18 protein-coding genes are annotated in these 16,900 nt (G+C 73.8%); 9 read left to right on the top strand and 9 right to left on the bottom strand.

Annotated features, from left to right (window positions below; all coding sequences use genetic code 11):
• The coding region (locus tag BN344_RS11840) for an LCP family protein (RefSeq protein WP_040338649.1) at positions 1 to 1,530 on the top strand (1,530 nt) is incomplete at its 5' end.
• Positions 1,531 to 1,533: 3 nt separating this feature from the next.
• Here the strand turns inward: BN344_RS11840 and pstB are convergent.
• The 6 genes from pstB to BN344_RS11810 all read right to left on the bottom strand — a co-directional run bounded on the left by pstB (position 1,534) and on the right by BN344_RS11810 (position 7,436).
• Positions 1,534 to 2,313, bottom strand: coding sequence for a phosphate ABC transporter ATP-binding protein PstB (pstB, locus tag BN344_RS11835; protein WP_040338648.1), 780 nt, complete (start codon positions 2,311 to 2,313; stop codon positions 1,534 to 1,536).
• A 24-nt stretch (positions 2,314 to 2,337) separates the two neighbouring features.
• Positions 2,338 to 3,411, bottom strand: a complete 1,074-nt coding sequence (gene pstA / locus BN344_RS11830) for a phosphate ABC transporter permease PstA (protein WP_040338647.1) — start codon at positions 3,409 to 3,411, stop codon at positions 2,338 to 2,340.
• Positions 3,411 to 4,355, bottom strand: a complete 945-nt coding sequence (pstC, locus tag BN344_RS11825) for a phosphate ABC transporter permease subunit PstC (RefSeq protein WP_040338646.1) — start codon at positions 4,353 to 4,355, stop codon at positions 3,411 to 3,413. The genes pstA and pstC overlap by 1 nt, the downstream gene beginning before the upstream one ends.
• A gap of 130 nt (positions 4,356 to 4,485) precedes the next feature.
• Complete coding sequence (gene pstS, locus BN344_RS11820; RefSeq protein ID WP_051515825.1) at positions 4,486 to 5,613, bottom strand: phosphate ABC transporter substrate-binding protein PstS; 1,128 nt, start codon at positions 5,611 to 5,613, stop codon at positions 4,486 to 4,488.
• A gap of 160 nt (positions 5,614 to 5,773) precedes the next feature.
• Positions 5,774 to 6,688 (bottom strand): mycothiol synthase, encoded by a 915-nt coding sequence (mshD, locus tag BN344_RS11815; protein WP_040338645.1) that lies wholly within the window; start codon positions 6,686 to 6,688, stop codon positions 5,774 to 5,776.
• A gap of 7 nt (positions 6,689 to 6,695) precedes the next feature.
• Positions 6,696 to 7,436 carry a winged helix-turn-helix domain-containing protein gene (locus BN344_RS11810; protein WP_040338644.1) on the bottom strand — a complete coding sequence of 247 codons (741 nt, stop codon included), beginning with the start codon at positions 7,434 to 7,436 and terminating at the stop codon, positions 6,696 to 6,698.
• A 211-nt stretch (positions 7,437 to 7,647) separates the two neighbouring features.
• Between BN344_RS11810 and BN344_RS19905 the strand changes: the two genes are divergently transcribed.
• The 6 genes from BN344_RS19905 (at position 7,648) to BN344_RS11780 (ending at position 11,529) form a co-directional block, all read left to right on the top strand.
• Positions 7,648 to 8,508, top strand: coding sequence for a hypothetical protein (locus tag BN344_RS19905; protein ID WP_051515824.1), 861 nt, complete (start codon positions 7,648 to 7,650; stop codon positions 8,506 to 8,508).
• A gap of 10 nt (positions 8,509 to 8,518) precedes the next feature.
• Positions 8,519 to 9,211 (top strand): LmeA family phospholipid-binding protein, encoded by a 693-nt coding sequence (locus BN344_RS11800; protein ID WP_040338643.1) that lies wholly within the window; start codon positions 8,519 to 8,521, stop codon positions 9,209 to 9,211.
• Positions 9,212 to 9,301: 90 nt separating this feature from the next.
• On the top strand, positions 9,302 to 9,748 hold the full coding sequence (locus BN344_RS11795; RefSeq protein ID WP_231486746.1) for a TlpA family protein disulfide reductase: 447 nt from the start codon (positions 9,302 to 9,304) through the stop codon (positions 9,746 to 9,748).
• A gap of 151 nt (positions 9,749 to 9,899) precedes the next feature.
• Positions 9,900 to 10,334: a DUF4395 domain-containing protein gene (locus BN344_RS11790; protein ID WP_040338641.1), complete on the top strand. Its 435-nt coding sequence runs from the start codon at positions 9,900 to 9,902 to the stop codon at positions 10,332 to 10,334.
• A gap of 65 nt (positions 10,335 to 10,399) precedes the next feature.
• A complete protein-coding gene (locus BN344_RS11785) occupies positions 10,400 to 11,227 on the top strand; it encodes a sulfurtransferase (protein WP_040338640.1) in 828 nt (275 codons plus the stop codon).
• A gap of 8 nt (positions 11,228 to 11,235) precedes the next feature.
• Positions 11,236 to 11,529, top strand: a complete 294-nt coding sequence (locus BN344_RS11780; protein WP_040338639.1) for a DUF1416 domain-containing protein — start codon at positions 11,236 to 11,238, stop codon at positions 11,527 to 11,529.
• A gap of 96 nt (positions 11,530 to 11,625) precedes the next feature.
• Here the strand turns inward: BN344_RS11780 and BN344_RS19085 are convergent, their stop codons facing one another.
• Both BN344_RS19085 and BN344_RS11770 read right to left on the bottom strand, forming a co-directional pair.
• Complete coding sequence (locus tag BN344_RS19085; protein WP_231486745.1) at positions 11,626 to 12,867, bottom strand: PP2C family protein-serine/threonine phosphatase; 1,242 nt, start codon at positions 12,865 to 12,867, stop codon at positions 11,626 to 11,628.
• Positions 12,868 to 12,966: 99 nt separating this feature from the next.
• Positions 12,967 to 13,692: a DUF4184 family protein gene (locus BN344_RS11770; protein ID WP_051515822.1), complete on the bottom strand. Its 726-nt coding sequence runs from the start codon at positions 13,690 to 13,692 to the stop codon at positions 12,967 to 12,969.
• A gap of 118 nt (positions 13,693 to 13,810) precedes the next feature.
• Between BN344_RS11770 and BN344_RS11765 the strand changes: the two genes are divergently transcribed.
• Entirely contained in the window at positions 13,811 to 14,359 is a 549-nt protein-coding gene (locus tag BN344_RS11765; RefSeq protein WP_040338638.1) for a heme-binding beta-barrel domain-containing protein, read from the top strand.
• Positions 14,356 to 16,077 carry a DUF885 domain-containing protein gene (locus tag BN344_RS11760; protein ID WP_040338637.1) on the top strand — a complete coding sequence of 574 codons (1,722 nt, stop codon included), beginning with the start codon at positions 14,356 to 14,358 and terminating at the stop codon, positions 16,075 to 16,077. Before BN344_RS11765 ends, BN344_RS11760 begins: the two co-directional genes overlap by 4 nt.
• 4 nt (positions 16,078 to 16,081) lie before the next feature.
• Here BN344_RS11760 and BN344_RS11755 read toward each other — a convergent pair whose 3' ends face one another.
• Positions 16,082 to 16,816, bottom strand: a complete 735-nt coding sequence (locus tag BN344_RS11755) for a hypothetical protein (protein ID WP_040338636.1) — start codon at positions 16,814 to 16,816, stop codon at positions 16,082 to 16,084.
• Positions 16,817 to 16,900: the final 84 nt, after the last annotated feature.

Raw genomic sequence — 16,900 nt, 5'->3', positions numbered from 1 at the left:
CGCAGCGGGCCGATCCCGCCGCTCCCCGGCACCGTGCCCCCGCTGCGGGGGACGACCCCGAAGGCCAGGCAGGGCAGTCGTCCGTCCCGGCCGGCCCCCCGGCCGACGACGCCCGGACGACGGCGGATGGTCCGCGCGGCGATCGCGCTGGCCGGCATCGTCGGCGTGATCGTGCTCTACCACCTGGGCCTGTACTTCTACGTCGACCAGAAGATCGGCCGCGTCGAGGCCCTCGCCGTCGACGGCCCGGAGATCATCGCCGCCCAGCTGCAGGAAGCCTCCGAGACCTATCTCGTCGTCGGCACCGACGTCCCCGGCCAGGAGGGCGTCGCCTCCGTCGCCACCCTGCTGGCATCGGTCTCCGCCGACGGCGATCGGGCGGTGCTCGTCGGCTTCCCGGCCACGGCGCTCGTCGACACCCCGATGTGCCGGACCCCCGACGGCGAGCTCCGGACGCCGACGACCGAGGCCTTCGCCCGGTCGCTGCTCGACGGCGGGCCCTCGTGCATGGTCCGCGCGGTGCAGCAGCTCACCGGGGTGCAGATCGACCACTACCTGGGGGTGGACCTCGGCCGGCTGCCCGGGATGGTGGACGCGATCGGCGGCGTGCCGATGTGCATCGTGCCGTCGCGGGCCACGGCGGCGGCGGCGGCCCCGCCGCCGGCCGGCCGCTCGGAGCTCAATGGCGAGGAGGCCTCGGACTACCTGCGCCCCGGCGACACCGGCGCCGACGTCACCGGCACCGCGGTCGCCGAGCGGGCGCAGCGGTTGCTCACCTCCACCCTCCGCGCGGCGATGTCCCGCGACGTGGTGCTCGATCCCCTCACCCTGACCCGCTTCCTCAGCCGCGCGGCCGACGCGCTGACCGTCGACGAGCAGACCACCCTCGGCGATCTGCGGGCCCTGGCGGATTCGCTCGGCGACGTGTCCGGTGACGCCGTCGCGCGGGTCGGGCTGCCCGTCGCCCAGGTCGGCTACGTGCCCGCCGGTGCCGAGGAGTCCTACGTGCTCCTCGACGGGGCGGGCACCCGGACGCTCTTCGACGCGGTCATCGACGGCAGCCGGGTGCCCGACGGCTTCGTGACCGAGGAGGAGCCGCCCGTCGAGGCGGCGGAGGAGGGCGCCGCAGAGTCGGCCGCACCGGCGGAGCCGGGCATCGGCGTGCTGTTGCCGGCCGAGGTCCGCCTCGACGTCCTCAACGGGACCGGCACGACCGGCCTGGCGAGCACGGTGGCCGCCCAGCTGGGTGAGCTCGGCTTCGACGTCGGCGACGTGGGTAACGCGGACGGCACCGTCAGCCAGTCCGTGGTCCGCCACGGCCCGGGCATGGTGGCGCAGGCGCGCACCGTGGCCGCCGCCGTCCCCGGCTCGGTGCTCCAGGCCAGCGACGCCATCGGTGAGCGCGTGGAGCTGGTCGTCGGCCCCGGCTACGACGGGGTCGTGCCGGTGCCGCCGCCGGCGCCCGCGGCCGAGCCGGAGGCGCCGGCTCCCGCTCCCGACGCCGCCGCGGCTCCCGTCACCTGCTCCTGACTCCTAGCCGAAGCGGCCGGAGATGTAGTCCTCGGTGGCCTTCTGGTCGGGGTTGCTGAAGATCTTCTCGGTCGGGTTGAACTCGATCAGGCGCCCCGGCTGGCCCAGCCCGTTGAGGTTGAAGAAGCCGGTGGACTCGCTCACCCGCGCCGCCTGCTGCATGTTGTGGGTGACGATCACGATGGTGAAGCGGTCCTTGAGCTCGGCCATGAGGTCCTCGATCGCCAGCGTGGAGATCGGGTCCAGCGCGGAGCACGGCTCGTCCATGAGGAGCACGTCGGGCTCGACCGCGATGGCGCGGGCGATGCACAGCCGCTGCTGCTGCCCGCCCGAGAGCCCCGAACCCGGACGGTCGAGCCGGTCCTTGACCTCGTTCCAGAGGTTGGCGCCGCGCAGCGACTTCTCGACCAGGTCGTCCAGGTCGGCCTTCTTCATCTTCTTGTTGTTCAGCCGCAGTCCCGCGGCGACGTTGTCGTAGATCGACATCGTCGGGAACGGGTTGGGGCGCTGGAACACCATGCCGATCTGCCGGCGCACGTCCACCGGGTCGACGTCGGCGCCGTAGAGGTCCTGGCCGTCCATGACGACCTTGCCCTCGACCCGGGCCCCCGGGAGCACCTCGTGCATCCGGTTGAGCGAGCGCAGGAAGGTGGACTTGCCGCAGCCGGACGGGCCGATCAGGGCGGTGATGCTCCGGGGCTCGATGGAGATGGTGACGCCCTCGACGGCGCGGAAGGCGCCGTAGTAGATGTTGAGGTCGGAGACCTCGATGCGCTTGGCCACTGGTGTCCTCCTGGTCGGGCCCGGTCAGCGACCGGTCTTGGGGGCGAAGAGGCGGCTGATCAGGCGGGCGAGGAGGTTCAGCCCCATCACCAGCATGATGAGGATCAGCGCCGCCGTCCAGGCCCGGTCGATGGCGTACTCGGGCGGCACACCCGGCTGGGTGAGCTGGTAGAAGGCGTAGACCGGCAGGGTCGCCATGCGCCCGTCGAACGGGTCGAAGTTGGTCGCGTTGGTGATGCCGACGGTGATGAGCAGCGGTGCCGTCTCGCCGACGACGCGGGCGATCGCCAGGGTCACGCCGGTGCCCAGCCCGGCGATGGCGGTGGGGATCACGACCTTCACGATCGTGCGCCACTTCGGGACGCCGAGGGCGTAGGCGGCCTCGCGCAGCTCGTTCGGGACGAGCTTGAGCACCTCTTCGGCCGAGCGGACGACGACCGGGATCATCAGCACCGAGAGCGCGACCGCGCCGACGATGCCGAGCCGGACCCCCGGACCGAGGAACGAGGCGAACAGCGCGTAGGCGAACAGGCCGGCGACGATCGAGGGGATGCCGGTCATCACGTCGACCATGAAGGTGATCGCGCGCTTCAGCCGGCCGGTGCCGTACTCGACGAGGTAGATCGCGGTGAGCAGCCCGATCGGCACCGAGATCACCGTGGTGAGCCCGGTGATGATCAGGGTGCCCATGAGCGCGTGGTAGGCGCCGCCGCCCTCGCCCACGATGCCCACGAGCGAGGAGTTGAGGAACTCGCCGTCCAGTCGCTTGAGGCCCTGGCCGAGCACCTCGACGACGAGCGAGACCAGCGGCACCATCGCGATGCCGAACGCGCTCACCACGATGCAGGTGACCAGCCGGTCGGTCGCTCGGCGGGGGCCCTCGATGCGCCGGGCGGCGACGTACAGCGCGATCGTGCCGAGCACGACGGTGTAGATGACGAACGTCGCCGGGTTCAGGGCGCTGACCAGGCCGAGTAGGACGGCGGCGCCCGCGCCGAGCGCGAAGCAGGCGAACGGCATCCAGGCCGGCAGCCGCCCCGTGCCCGCCGTGGTGCCGGCCACGGGTGTCTCCGTGTGGGGCGTGATCACCTGGCTCATCAGTTGGCTCCGGAGAAGTCGGCGCGGCGGTTGACGACCCAGCGCGCCAGCGTGTTGACGGCGAGGGTGATGAGGAACAGCGCGAGCCCGCTGGCGATGAGCGTGTTGACGGCGAGGCCCGAGGACTCGGGGAACGTCAGCGCGATGTTGGCCGCGATGGTCGACGGGTTGCCGCTGCTGATCACGTTGAAGGTGATGCCACCGGAGACCGAGAGGACCAGCGCGATGGCCATCGTCTCGCCGAGCGCGCGGCCGAGGCCCAGCATCGCGCCGCCGATCACGCCCGAGCGGCCGTAGGGCAGGACCGTCATCCGGATCATCTCCCAGCGGGTAGCGCCGAGGGCGAGCGCCGCCTCGCGCTGCAGGGCGGGGGTCTGCCCGAACACCTCGCGGGCCAGCGCGCTGATGATCGGCAGGATCATGATCGCCAGGACCAGCCCGGCGGTCAGCATGGTGCGTCCGGTGGAGGACGTCGGGCCCGCGAACAGCGGGATGAAGCCGAGGTTGTCCTCGAGCCAGCGGTAGAAGGGCACCAGGTTGGGGGCCAGCCAGGCGATGCCCCAGAAGCCGTAGACGATGCTCGGGATCGCGGCCAGCAGGTCCACGACGTAGCCGAGCGCCTGGGCGATCCGCCGGGGCGCGTAGTAGGTGATGAACAGGGCGATCGCCACGGCCAGCGGGGTGGCGACCACGAGGGCGATGACGGCCGAGATCAGCGTGCCGAAGATCAGCGGGGCGATGTAGCCGGTCAGTCCGCCGTCGCCCGGGAGGTCCTCGGACGCCGCGGTGACGGCGGGCAGCGACTCGAGGACGAGGAAGGCCGCGACCCCGGCCAGGATGACGAGGATGACGATGCCCGCCGTCCGGGCGCTGCCGGCGAAGATCCGGTCGCCGAGGCGGCGGACCGGGCGGACCCGCTGCTCGGTGGGGGAGGTGGTGGTCACCGCTGCTCCGTCTGCTGGATGCCGAAGGGGGCGGCCCGGTCGCGGGGGCCGGGCCGCCGGTCGTGCGGCAGCCCGGGACGTCGGAGGACGCCCCGGGCTGCCGGTCGTGCGTGGTCGATCACCGAGGAGGTCAGGCCGCCGCGGTGATCGCGTCGATCGCGCTCTGGGCCTGCTCGCGCAGCCCGTCGGAGATCGGCGCGGAGCCGGCCGCGTCGGCGGCGGCCTGCTGGCCGTCCTCGCTGATGACGTAGGACATGAAGTCCTTGACCAGGTCGGCGGTCTCCTGGTCCTCGTACTCGATGCAGCCGACGTGGTAGCTGATCAGCACGATCGGGTACTCGCCGGAGCTGGTGGTGTCGCGGGCGAGCTCGATGGCGAAGTTGTACTCGCCCTCGTCGCCGGCGCTCTCCGAGTTCTCCACGACGGCGGCCGCGGCCTCGGGGGTCGGCGTCACGAACTCCTCGCCCACGCGGATGTTGGCGACGCCGAGGTTGCCGGCCTGGCTCAGGTCGGCGTAGCCGATGGAGCCGTTGCCGGCCCGCACGGCGCTGACCACGCCGGAGGTGCCCTGCGCGGCCTCACCGCCGGGCACCGCCCAGTCGCCGGAGGGCTCGTGCGGCCAGGCGCCGCCGGCCGCGGCGGCCAGGTACTCGGTGAAGTTCTCCGTGGTGCCCGACTCGTCGCTGCGGTTGACCGGGGTGATCGCCTGGTCAGGCAGCGTCGCGTCCGGGTTGTCGGCGGCGATGGCCGGGTCGTTCCAGGTGGTGATCTTCTGGTCGAAGATGCCGGCCACGGTGGCGGGCGAGAGGTTGAGCTCGTCGACGCCCTCGAGGTTGTAGATGACCGCGATCGGCGAGATGTAGTTCGGCAGCTGGAAGACCCCGGTGTCACCGCAGCGCTCCGCGGCCTCGGTGAGCTCCTCCTCCTTGAGCGCGGAGTCGGTGCCGGCGAAGTCCGTGCCGCCGGCCAGGAACTGCTCGCGGCCACCGCCGGAGCCGACCGGGTCGTAGTTGACGGTCACGTCCGGCTGGACGCGGGAGTAGCCGGCCGCCCAGCCCTGCATGGCCGCCTGCTGGCTGCTGGCACCGGCACCGACGAGGGTGCCGCTCAGGCCGTCACTGCCACTGTCGCCACCACCGGTGTTGCCCGTCTCGTTGGAGGCGCCGCACGCGCTGAGCGCGAGGGTGCTGGCGAGCGCCACGGACAGCGTGGTGGCGCGCGTCTTGGTGCTGAGCTTCAACTCGTTGCCTCTCGACATGAGCCCGGACGTCTTCCGGGCAGCAGCGGGACCGACGAGAGCGACGCTAGGGAGCAGAAGTGGCCGGTTGCCCGAGCCCGGATGAACGGGAGGTGAACGCGTACGGAGAGGTTGCCGACGGCATGTGCGACGGGTCACCACGAACGGGTGAACGCCCTGCTCAGCCCGGGTTGCGCCGCCAGGCGACGTCGACGGCGTAGCGCGTGAAACCACGGCTCTCGTACAGCCGGACCGCCGCCTCGTTGTCCTCCTCGACGTAGAGGAGCACCTCCGCCAGACCGCGTCTGCGGAGATGGGCCAGCCCGAGGTCGGTGAGGGCGCGTCCCAGGCGCATCCCTTGTGCGTCGGGGTCGATGCCGAGGACGTAGATCTCGCCGACCGGGTCGGGGCCGGCGTCCCCGGCGGGGTGCACCTTGGTCCAGTGCGAGCCCAGCAGCGCGCCGTCGTCGGGCTCGCCGCGCCAGGCCAGGAGGAAGCCCTCCGGGTCGAACCACGGCTCGGCCTCGCGGAGCTCCAGGTCGGCCCGGGTCATCCGGCCCTGCTCGGGGTGCCAGGCGAAGGCGCGGGCGTTCACGCGGAGCCAGGCCTCCTCGTCCCGGCCGGGACGGAACGGCAGCACCCGCACGTCGGCGGGCAGCTCGGGGCGCGGGTCCGGGTCCACCTCGGTCAGCGGCATGCGCATCTGCAGCAGCACCCGGGCGCGCTCGAACCCGTGCGGGCGCAGCAGCTCGGCGGACCCGGGCAGGTCGCCGTGGGCCCAGACGTCCAGCGGGCGGTCGCCGGCGACCTCGAGCACCCAGCGCAGCAGCTCCCGCCCGACGCCGCGGCGCCGCCGGGCGGGGTGCACCACCAGCTCGGCGGTGCCGTCGTCGACCCGTGCGTACCCCGCGAGGGCGCCGCCGTCGTGGACGACGAGGTCGGCGCCGCCCGGGGTGCGGTGCTGCAGTCGCAACCGGGCGTCCTCGGACACCGGCTGGACGCCGTCGGCCGCGGCTGCCGCGTCCAGCAGCGCCAAGACCTCGGGGACAGGGACGTCGGGGACGGGGTCCGCGGTGGCGTCGGCTCCGGTGCTCACCGGGCCATCAGACCAGTTCGGCGTCGGTCTCCTGCGGCGCCTGCACCGTGGCGTCGGCGGCCTGCTTGTCGAGCTTGTAGCCGACGTTGCGGACGGTGCCGATCAGCGATTCGTGCTCGGTGCCGAGCTTGGCTCGGAGGCGCCGGACGTGGACGTCGACGGTGCGGGTGCCGCCGAAGTAGTCGTAGCCCCAGATCTCCTGCAGCAGCTGGGCGCGGGAGAACACCCGGCCGGGGTGCTGGGCCAGGTACTTGAGGAGCTCGAACTCCTTGTAGGTGAGGTCGAGCGGGCGGCCGCGGAGCTTGGCGGAGTAGCTGTGCTCGTCGATGACCAGTTCGCCGGCCTGGGTGACACCGCCGTCGGCGCCGTCGGCGGGGGTCGCGGCGGCCAGCCTGCGGGCGGCCGCCCAGCGGAGGCGGGCGTCCACCTCGGCGGGGCCGGCGGTGTCGAGCAGCACGTCGTCGACGCCCCAGTCGGCCGAGAGCGCGACCAGTCCGCCCTCGGACAGGACGGCGACCAGTGCCGCGGCGACCCCGGTGGAGGACAGCAGGCCGCAGAGCGTGCGGGCCCGGATCAGGTCGTGGCGGGCGTCGACGAGCACGATGTCACCCCCCGTGGCCCCCCAGTCGCCGTCGAGCAGGCTGGACAGCTCCGGCGCGACCACCCGGACCTGGTGGCCGAGCAGCCCCAGGGCGGGCAGCACCTCGGTCGTGGCCTGACGTGCCGAGGTCATGAGCACGAGCCGCATGTCGTCTCCTCGAGTCGTTCCCACGACGCGCAGCCGTGGTGACCGTCGACGACGCTGTCGAGGTGAGTGGGGAGGATAGCGGACCTCCGGGCCCGCGGGCTCGTCATCGCGCGACGCTCCCCCCTGATGGTGGACGGCGCGCCGGACACGCCGGGGCCCCGCGGCCCGTCGCCGGCGGGGCGCTGCGGCCGGTGTCTGCGACCATCGACCCGTGACCACCGCGGCCCCGACGTCCCGCCTGACGGCCCGGGAGCACCACCTCCCGGCGGCGGCGTTCGCGGCGCTCGCGGTGGCGCTGCTCGTCGGTCTGCCGGAGGTGCTCGGCCAGACCGGCCGGCTGGCCGCCGTCCTCGTGCTCCAGCTGGGCCTGGTCCTGTGCTGGGTGCTCGTCACCGGCGTCCAGGGCTTCGCCGGGTCGCTCACCGTGGGCGCGGGCGCCGCGGTCGCCGCCGACCTGGCCCTCGTGCTGCCCGAGGACCCCGAGGTCGGCGCGCTGCTCGCCGTGCTCGGCGTGGGCTTCCTCGCCGCCGTGCTGCAGCAGATGATGCGCCGGCCGCGGCACGAGCTGGTGGCCTCGCTCTCCGGTGTCGTCCTCGTGCTGGTGGCCGTCGCCTCGCTGGCCACCCTGCTCCTGCTGGGCCGCACCGACGCCGGATCCGACCGGGCGCTGGTGGCCCTGGTGGCCGTCGGGGCGGTGCTGGTGGTCGGACACCTCGTCGACCTCGTCCTGCCCCGGCCGCGGTTGGCCGACGGCGTGCCCCGCGGGCTGGTCTCGCTGGTCCTCGCCGTACTGGCCGGCGTCGCGGCCGCGTTCCTGGCTGCCCGGACGGGCGAGGCTCTCGACGCCCAGCGCTCCGTCGTGCACGGCGTGGTGATCGGTGGCGTGGCCGCGCTGACCGCGCTGGTCGCCAGCTACGTGGTGGTCGAGACGACCGCCGAGCCGGTCGGCGACGCCGCGGACGAGCGGAGCGACGACCAGCGGTCGTCCCCCTGGCTCCTGCCGGTGATCCAGGTGGCGCTCCCGATCGCCGCCTGCGCACCGGTGGCCCTGGCCCTGCAGTCGGTGCTGTGAGCGCGACCCCGTGAGGGCGCTGCTGGTCGTCGTCCTGCTGCTCGCCGGCCTCGCGGTGCTCGCCGACCGGGTCGCCGTCGGGGTGGCGGAGGACCGGATCGCCTCGGAGCTGGCCGACCGCGGCGGGCTGGTCGGCACCCCCGAGGTGGACATCGCCGGGTTCCCGTTCCTCACCCAGGCCGTCGGCGGGCGCTACCAGGACGTGCGGCTCTCGCTGGACACCGGCCAGCTGGCGGAGTCGCCGGGCACGCGGGCCGACGTCACCTTGCGCGGTGTCCACCTGCCCTTGTCGGACGCGGTCTCCGGCTCCGTGACCGAGGTGCCGGTGGACCGCATCGACGGCACGGCGACCCTCTCCTACGACCTGCTCGCCGGCGAGATCGGCAGCGACGCGACCCTCGCGCCGGAGGGGGACGGGTTGCGGGTCACCCGGACCGTCGAGCTGCTCGGGTACACGCTGCCGGTGAGCGCGGCGGGCACCGTCACCCTCGACGGCGGCGACCTGGTGATCGACGTCGAGCAGGCCACGGGTGCCGGAGTGGAGATCCCCCGGTTCCTGGTCCGCCAGGTCAGCGACCTGCTCGACCTGCGCTACGAGGTCCCGGAGCTGCCCTTCGGTCTCCAGCTGACCGGCGTCGTGCCGGGGCAGGACGGCGTGGACCTCCGGGTCGAGGCGACCGACACGGTGCTCACCGCGCAATGAGAGTGCTCACCGCGCAATGAGAGTGCTCACCGCGCAATGAGGCGGTCCCCGGCGGAATAGTCGATCGGCCCGATCGGGTTGGGCCGATCGATGAGCACGGTCGGGATCGTCGTCGTCGCCGTGGCGCTGGCCGCCACGGCGATGATGGCGTGGTGGCAGCACACGCGCGACGGCGCGGTGCGGTCCCGGTCGCCGGAGGAGGGGTCGGTGACGACGGAGCGCGCGGTGCTGGAGCGTCTCGGGGCGCGGCCCGGGGACGCCGACCTCACCGTGGTCCAGTTCTCGACGGCGTTCTGCGGCCCGTGCCGCGCGACGAAGGCCCGCCTGGCGCAGCTGCAGGCGAGTCGTCCGGGCCTGGCCGTCGTCCAGGTCGACGCCGAGAGCCATCTCGACGAGGTGCGCGCCCTCGATGTGCGGCGGACGCCGACGCTGTTCTACCTGGACCGCTCCGGCGCCGTGGTGGGGCGCAGCAGCGGCGCCCCGCGCCCGGACGAGCTGACCGCCCTGGTGGACGCCCACGTGGGGATCTCCCGGTGATCCGTTACCCTCGCGCCGTGGGCATCCTGCTGACCTCGCGACGCACAGTGGACCTGTGCCGCGTCGGCAGCTGCCTCTGTCCGACCTTCTGAGGTCGGTCCCGACCGACCAGACGCGCCCCGTCCGCCGTCCGAAGGTCTGCGTTTCCCCCATGACTCCACCGTTCGTTCACATCGACGTGCGTGCCCCGCGGTTCGCCGCGGCGGTCACCTCCGTCGTCCTCGCCGTCGCACTGCTCACCGGCAGCGGCTGGCTCGTCGCCGCCCAGGCAGCCGTCTTCGCGGTCGGTGCCCTCGCCGGCCTGAGGTTCTCGCCCTACGGCCTGCTGTTCCGCGCACTGGTCGCGCCGCGCCTGGGCCCGGTCCGGGAACGCGAGCCCGAGACGCCGCCCCGGTTCGCCCAGCTCGTGGGCCTGCTGTTCACCGTCGTCGGGGCCGCCGGCTACCTGCTCGGCGCCCCCGTGCTCGGCGCCGTCGCCACGGGGTTCGCCCTCGCGGCGGCGCTCCTCAACGCGGCCACCGGCTTCTGCCTCGGCTGCGAGCTCTACCTCACCGCTCGGCGGGTGCTGCCCGCCCGCACCGCCTGACCGCCCGTACCGCCTGACCCACCGCACACAGACCACCGCACGACCGACCACAGGGAGTTACCACCATGAGCCGCAACGACGTGCTCGTCACCGCCGACTGGGTCCAGGAGAACCTGGGCACGCCCGGCATCGTCCTCGTCGAGGTCGACGAGGACACCAGCGCCTACGACGGCGGCCACATCGAGGGCGCCGTCAAGCTGGACTGGAAGCAGGACCTGCAGGATCCGCTGCGCCGCGACTACCTCGACAAGTCCGCCTTCGAGGCGCTGCTGTCGGCCAAGGGCATCAGCAACGACGACACCGTGATCCTCTACGGCGGCAACAACAACTGGTTCGCCGCCTACGCCTACTGGTACTTCAAGATCTACGGGCACTCCGACGTCAAGCTCATGGACGGCGGCCGCAAGAAGTGGGAGCTGGACGGCCGCCCGCTGTCCAAGGACGCCGTCGAGCGCCCGGCCACGCAGTACGTGGCCGCCGAGCCGGACCTGTCGATCCGCGCCTTCCGCGACGAGGTCGTGGCGGCCATCGGCTCGAAGAACCTCGTCGACGTCCGCTCGCCCGACGAGTTCTCCGGCAAGATCCTCGCCCCCGCGCACCTGCCGCAGGAGCAGTCGCAGCGGGCCGGTCACGTGCCCACGGCGATCAACATCCCGTGGAGCAAGGCCGCCAACGAGGACGGCACCTTCAAGTCCGACGAGCAGCTGGCCGCCCTCTACGGCGAGCAGGGGTTCGACGACAGCAAGGAGACCATCGCGTACTGCCGCATCGGCGAGCGCTCGAGCCACACCTGGTTCGTGCTCAGCGAGCTGCTCGGCAAGAAGAACGTCAAGAACTACGACGGCAGCTGGGTCGAGTACGGCTCGCTCGTCGGCGTCCCGATCGAGAAGTGAGCTGACCCATGTGCGGAGCACCGAAGCAGGGCGGCACCCTCGCGGGGATCGACCTGAGCACGCAGACCGTGATCCAGGGCCAGGTGTGGCACGACGGCGCCCCGGTCGCCGGCGCCTACGTCCGGCTGCTGGACGGGACCGACGAGTTCACCGCCGAGGTGGTCACCAGCCCCGAGGGTGAGTTCCGGTTCTTCGCCGCCCCCGGCACCTGGAAGGTCCGTTCCCTGGCCGCCGTCGGCAAGGGCGAGCGGGTCCTCGAGGCCGAGGTCGGCCTGAACGAGACCACGATCGTCATCTCGTAAGGCCCCCGACGGGCCGGCAGAGCCAGTCGACAGCGCCCGTCCCGGCACACCCGCCGGGGCGGGCGCTGCTGGCTGCGGGGGCAGGGGGTGTTCGTGCTAGTCGATGCCCGGCGGCAGGACGTTCGGGCCTGCCTCGGGCGGCCGGGGGAGGTCCTCGGGGTAGGCCCGCACGCCGACGACGGCGACGTCGTCGTCGCGGGTGCCGGGCAGCAGCCGCGACAGAACCGTGTCGAGCAGCTCGTCGAGAGGGGTCGTCCCCAGGTCCCGCAGCGCCTCCTGCAGCCGGGCCATGCCCTCGTCGAGGTCCGAGCCCCGGCGCTCGACCAGGCCGTCGGTGACCAGCAGCAGCGTGTGGTCCGAGTCGAGGTCGACCGTGTGGTCCTGGCGGGGGGCGGCCGGGTCGACACCGAGCATGAGGTCGGGCCGGGTGTCCAGCACGCGCGAGCTGCCGTCGGGCGCGAGCAGCAGTGGCGCGACGTGGCCGGCGTTGCTCCACCGGACCACCCGGCGGCCCGCGACGGGGACGTCGGGATGCCGCTCGACGCGGGCGAGGATGGCCGTCGCCAGCGACGAGACGGCCAGCCCGCGGGCGGTCCGGTCGGCCCGGCCCAGCGTGGCGGCCGGCGTCTCGTCGTTGTCGTAGGCCAGCGCCCGCAGCAGGCCGCGCAGCTGGCCCATGGCCGCCGCCGCGTGACTGCCGTGGCCGACGACGTCGCCGATCGCCAGCATGGTCGCCCCGTCGGGCTGCAGGAAGGAGTCGTACCAGTCGCCGCCGACCTGGGCCTCGCGGCCGGCGGGGAGGTAGCGGACGACGACGTGCAGGTGGTCGGGCTCCGGCGGCGGGGTGAGGAGCGCCTCCTGCAACCGGTCGGCGAGTGCCCGGGAGGCGGCGGCCTCGCGGGCCAGCCGGTCGATCTCGGCCGCCTGCGCCGCGGTGGCCCGCCGCTCGGTGAGGTCGCGGAAGGAGACGATGACGCCGGTGACCACGCCGTCCTCGATGGTGGGCACGGCGATCAGCTCGACCGGAACCGCGGTCCCGTCCTTGCGCCAGAACACCTCGTCGTCGGCCATCACGGTCCGGCCGCTGCGGATGGCCCGGTGGACGGGGCACTCCTCGCGCGGATAGGCGGACCCGTCGGCGCGGCGGGAGTGGATCAGCGCGTGCTGGTCGGTGCCGCGCTGCTCGCCCGGCGGGTAGCCGGTGAGGCGGACGGCGGAGGGGCTCACGAACTCGACGCGGCCCTCGGTGTCCAGGCCGTAGATGCCGTCGGCGACGTTGGCCAGCACCCATTCGTAGCGGGCGAGGGCGCGTGCGAGCTCCTCCTCGGGCGTTCGCACGCGCACCTCCGTCGTTCCGGACCGCGCCGGATCGGGTGCCGGCGATCGCGGGTCCCGCTCGCAGGGACTATAAACGCCGGGCGCGGGGCGGCTCGGGGGTCATCGGTGCCGGTGCCGGACCTGCCAGGCGGCGGCCAGTACGGCGGCGACGGCCAGTGCGGCCCCGCCGCCCCACGTGGCCGCGTCGTAGATGGCCTCGCCGAGGCCGGTGGCCGGGAGGGCGGCGACCGTCCCGGTCAGGACGGCGACCACCGACAGCAGCACCCACGGCCAGCGGCGTCCCGGCCGGCCGGAGGGCCCGGCCGGGGTCCGCAGCCACCAGCGCACCGCCCAGCCGACCAGCACCAGGCCGCCCAGCACGCTGGTCACGTACTGCAGCCAGCGGTAGCCGGGCATGAGCCCCCACTGCTCCGCCAGGACGGGGAACGTCTCCGGGCCCCACCGGCGGGCGTGGGTGAACTCGTCCCAGAGGACGTGGGTGCCGGCACCCACGGCCAGGGCGAGCAGCGTCCAGCCCACCCGGGCCGGTGCCGCCAGCCGGACCCGCAGCCCCAGGGGCACGCCCGTGAGCCGGGCGCGCAGCGCCGCGGGCGCCGCCCGCACCGCCGGTTCCGCGAGCAGCCCGTGCCAGAGGGCCCAGGCGGCGAGGCCCAGCAGCACGTTGACGGTGACGACGGCCGTGGCGGTGTGCGTGCGGAACCCCGGGTCGAACGGCAGGTAGAAGGGCAGATCTGGCGCGACGCTGCCGGCGACCAGCGCGGACGCGGGCAGCGGGGTGCGCAGGAACGGCAGCACCGCCGCCGCGTGGCTCGGGGTGAAGGGCACTCACTACCGTGGCACGCATGATCTCTGCCTGGGTCCTGGTCACCCTGGCGGCGCTGGGCGCGCTCGCCTGCGGGTACGGCGCCGCGCGGCTGGGCCGCCGCCGCCGCGGAGCCCGGCGATGAGCGGCGACACGGAGCTGCCGGTCCCCGACACCTCCGACGTCCGCAGCGGGCCGGAGGTCTCCGACGCCCTGCTGTCGGTGCTGCCGCTGCTGGGCGAGTGGCACGGCGAGGGCGTCCTGGGTGGCGCAGTCTCCGGCTCCGGCGCGGATGTCCGGTTCGGCCAGTGGGTGCGGTTCACCCACGACGGCCGTGGGTTCCTCGCCTACGACTCCCGCACCTGGCGGCTGACCGACGACGGGCAGATCGTCGGTCCCGACGTCCGGGAGAGCGGCTTCTGGCGGCCCCGCGGTGACGGGGACGACGTCGAGCTGCTGGTCGTCGGCGCCGACGGGCTGCTCGAGCTGTACGTCGGTTCCGCCCGGACGACGACCAGCTGGGAGCTGGCCACCGACATGGTGGCCCGCACCCCCGACGCGCCCGAGGTGACCCGCGCGGTGCGGCTCTACGGCATCGTCGAGGGAGCGCTCATGTACGCCGTCGACCGAGCCGTCGGTGACGGTCCGCTGCGGCCCACGATGTCCGCCCGGCTGGAGAGGATCCGATGACCGCCGCCACCCCTGCGTCTCCCACCCGCCCCGCCACCCCCCGCCAGGTCGCCGACGCCTACGTCGCCGCCGCCTGCGAGCTCGACCCCATGCTCGCCACCCAGCTCGGCGTCGCGCCGGGCGAGGACCGGCTGCCCGACCTCTCCCCGGACGGGCTGGCCGCGGAGGCGACCCTGGCCCGCGACACCCTCGCCGAGCTCGATCGCGTGCTCGCCGCCGATCCGGCCCTGGACGACGACCCGGTGGAGCGGCGCTGCGCGCGGCTGCTGCGCGAGCGGCTGACCGCGGAGCTCGACGCGTACGGCGCGGGCGAGGGCTACCGGTCGCTGAACATCCTGTTCTCACCCGTCCACTCGGTCCGCCAGATCTTCAGCCTCATGCCGTCGGCCACCGGCGACGACTGGGCGGTCATCGCCCGCCGGATGGCCCGGGTGCCCGCGGCGTTCCAGGCCTACCGGACCACCCTCGAGGAGGCGGTGCGCCGCGAGCTGCTGGTGGCGCCGCGCCAGGTCCGCACGATCGTCGAGCAGCTCGACGAGTGGACCGCAGGCCCCTACTTCGCGTCCTTCGTCGCCTCCGGGCCCGAGGCGCTGCAGGCGGAGCTGCAGGCCGCCGCCGCGGCCGCCGACGGGGCGGTGGCGGACATGCGCGACTACCTGCGCGACGAGTACGCGCCGCGGACCGAGGGCGTGCCCGACGGGGTCGGCCGGGACCGGTACGCGATGGCCGTGCGCCGCTGGACCGGCTCGGACCTCGGGCGCGGCCAGGGGCTCGAGGAGGCCTATGCCTGGGGCTGGTCCGAGCACAAGCGGATCCTCGCCGAGCAGCGGATCGAGGCCGACCGGGTGCAGGCCGGGGCGACGCCGATGGAGGCCATGCGGCTGCTGGCCACCAGTGGGCCGGCGGTCGAAGGCGTGGAGGAGATCCGCGTCCGGCTGCAGGCGATGATGGACGAGGCGATCGCCGAGCTCGACGGCACGCACTTCGACCTCGCCGAGCCGCTGCGCCGGGTCGAGGCCATGATCGCCCCTCCGGGCAGCGCCGCGGCGCCGTACTACACGCGCCCCTCGCAGGACTTCTCCCGTCCGGGCCGCACCTGGCTGCCGACGCTGGGCCGCACCCGGTTCCCGCTCTGGGACCTGGTGTCGATCTGGTACCACGAGGGTGTTCCCGGCCACCACCTGCAGCTGGCCCAGTGGGCGTACGTCTCGCAGCAGCTCTCCACCTACCAGACCTCCGTGGGCTCGGTGAGCGCCAACGTCGAGGGCTGGGCGCTGTACGCCGAGCGGTTCATGGACGAGCTCGGCTACTTCCCCGACCCCGGAACCCGGCTGGGCTTCCTCGACGCGCAGCAGCTGCGCTCGGTGCGGGTGGTCATCGACATCGGCATGCACCTGCAGCTGCCGATCCCGGACGATGCCGAGGGTGCGCTGGCCGAGCACCGTGGCCAGCCGTGGACGCCGGACCTGGCGCGCGCCTTCCTCGGCGAGAACTCCGGCGCCGCGCTGGCCTTCCTCGACAGCGAGCTGGTCCGCTACCTGGGCATCCCGGGGCAGGCGATCGGTTACAAGCTCGGCGAGCGGGCCTGGCTGGCCGGCCGGGAGGCCGCCCGGCAGGCACGGGGCGAGGCGTTCGACCTCAAGGCGTGGCACATGGCCGCGCTCTCCCAGGGGTCGCTGGGCCTCGACGACCTGGAGGCCGAGCTCGGCCGACTCTGACCCGTCAGCGCCGGTGCGGCAGCGGGTTGACCGTGTCCGACGCCAGCGACGACGAGTCCTCCGGCCGGACGGGGAGGACCTCGAGGCCCGGCGTGCGGAGCAGGTCGTCGATGCAGTCCGCCGTGCCGCCGACGTAGGTGCACCTCAGGTCGATGTCGGTGACCACGCACCAGGCGCGGTCGGCCGGCCACCAGAGGTTGGCGCTCTGCTCGTGCGGCTCGGGCGCGAGGTTGCGGACGGCGTCGGCCACCGTGCCGCGCACCAGCACCACGTCGTGGCCGCCGCGCAGCAGCAGCCGGGGCGGGTCGTCGGGGGAGGGCAGGTCGTAGCCGAAACCGTCCCACCGGCCGAACAGGCACTCGTCCGGCGTCCCGGTGTGCCGGGCGAGGACGGTGGCGACCCGCTCGGCGACCTGGACCGGCAGATGTCCCTCGGCCGGGGCGTCGTCCCAGACCCCCGAACGGCTCTCGTCGGCCTGCGGGTCCCAGCTGCCGGTGACGGTGTGCCACTGCATCAGGGCGTGCGCGACGGTGCCGCAGTGCGTGGCGACCTCGGCCCACGAGACGTCGACGTCGTCGTCCCCGGCGTAGCGGACGGCGGGGTGGAAGACCCGGGCGTAGGCCTCGAAGACCCCGGGGACGAGGGAGGCGACGGTGCCGGGGTCGGCGCCGCGACGGGCGGAGGAGATCCACACGCCCAGGGAGACGTCGGTCTCGACCGGCAGGCCCCCGAGATCCATGGGGCGCAACCTACCCGGAGAACGGACAACCCCCGGGCTGCTCCGCGGCGCTCCCTCTCACAAGGCGGGCCTCAGAGAAGAGGG

Origin of the sequence: Candidatus Blastococcus massiliensis AP3, assembly GCF_000582785.1 — a bacterium.
Lineage (GTDB): Bacteria > Actinomycetota > Actinomycetes > Mycobacteriales > Geodermatophilaceae > Blastococcus > Blastococcus massiliensis.
The sequence above is the reverse complement of the archived record's forward strand: the minus strand, read 5'-3'. Positions and strand labels throughout refer to the sequence as shown.

What these genes read in the sequence shown, in the direction of transcription:
- pstA (WP_040338647.1), bottom strand. Translation starts at nt 3,411, where the DNA reads ATGAGCCAGGTGATCACGCCCCACACGGAGACACCCGTGGCCGGCACC.
- pstS (WP_051515825.1), bottom strand. Translation starts at nt 5,613, where the DNA reads ATGTCGAGAGGCAACGAGTTGAAGCTCAGCACCAAGACGCGCGCCACC.
- BN344_RS11810 (WP_040338644.1), bottom strand. Translation starts at nt 7,436, where the DNA reads ATGCGGCTCGTGCTCATGACCTCGGCACGTCAGGCCACGACCGAGGTG.
- BN344_RS11795 (WP_231486746.1), top strand. Translation starts at nt 9,302, where the DNA reads ATGAGCACGGTCGGGATCGTCGTCGTCGCCGTGGCGCTGGCCGCCACG.
- BN344_RS11790 (WP_040338641.1), top strand. Translation starts at nt 9,900, where the DNA reads ATGACTCCACCGTTCGTTCACATCGACGTGCGTGCCCCGCGGTTCGCC.
- BN344_RS11785 (WP_040338640.1), top strand. Translation starts at nt 10,400, where the DNA reads ATGAGCCGCAACGACGTGCTCGTCACCGCCGACTGGGTCCAGGAGAAC.
- BN344_RS11780 (WP_040338639.1), top strand. Translation starts at nt 11,236, where the DNA reads ATGTGCGGAGCACCGAAGCAGGGCGGCACCCTCGCGGGGATCGACCTG.
- BN344_RS11765 (WP_040338638.1), top strand. Translation starts at nt 13,811, where the DNA reads ATGAGCGGCGACACGGAGCTGCCGGTCCCCGACACCTCCGACGTCCGC.
- BN344_RS11760 (WP_040338637.1), top strand. Translation starts at nt 14,356, where the DNA reads ATGACCGCCGCCACCCCTGCGTCTCCCACCCGCCCCGCCACCCCCCGC.
- BN344_RS11755 (WP_040338636.1), bottom strand. Translation starts at nt 16,816, where the DNA reads ATGGATCTCGGGGGCCTGCCGGTCGAGACCGACGTCTCCCTGGGCGTG.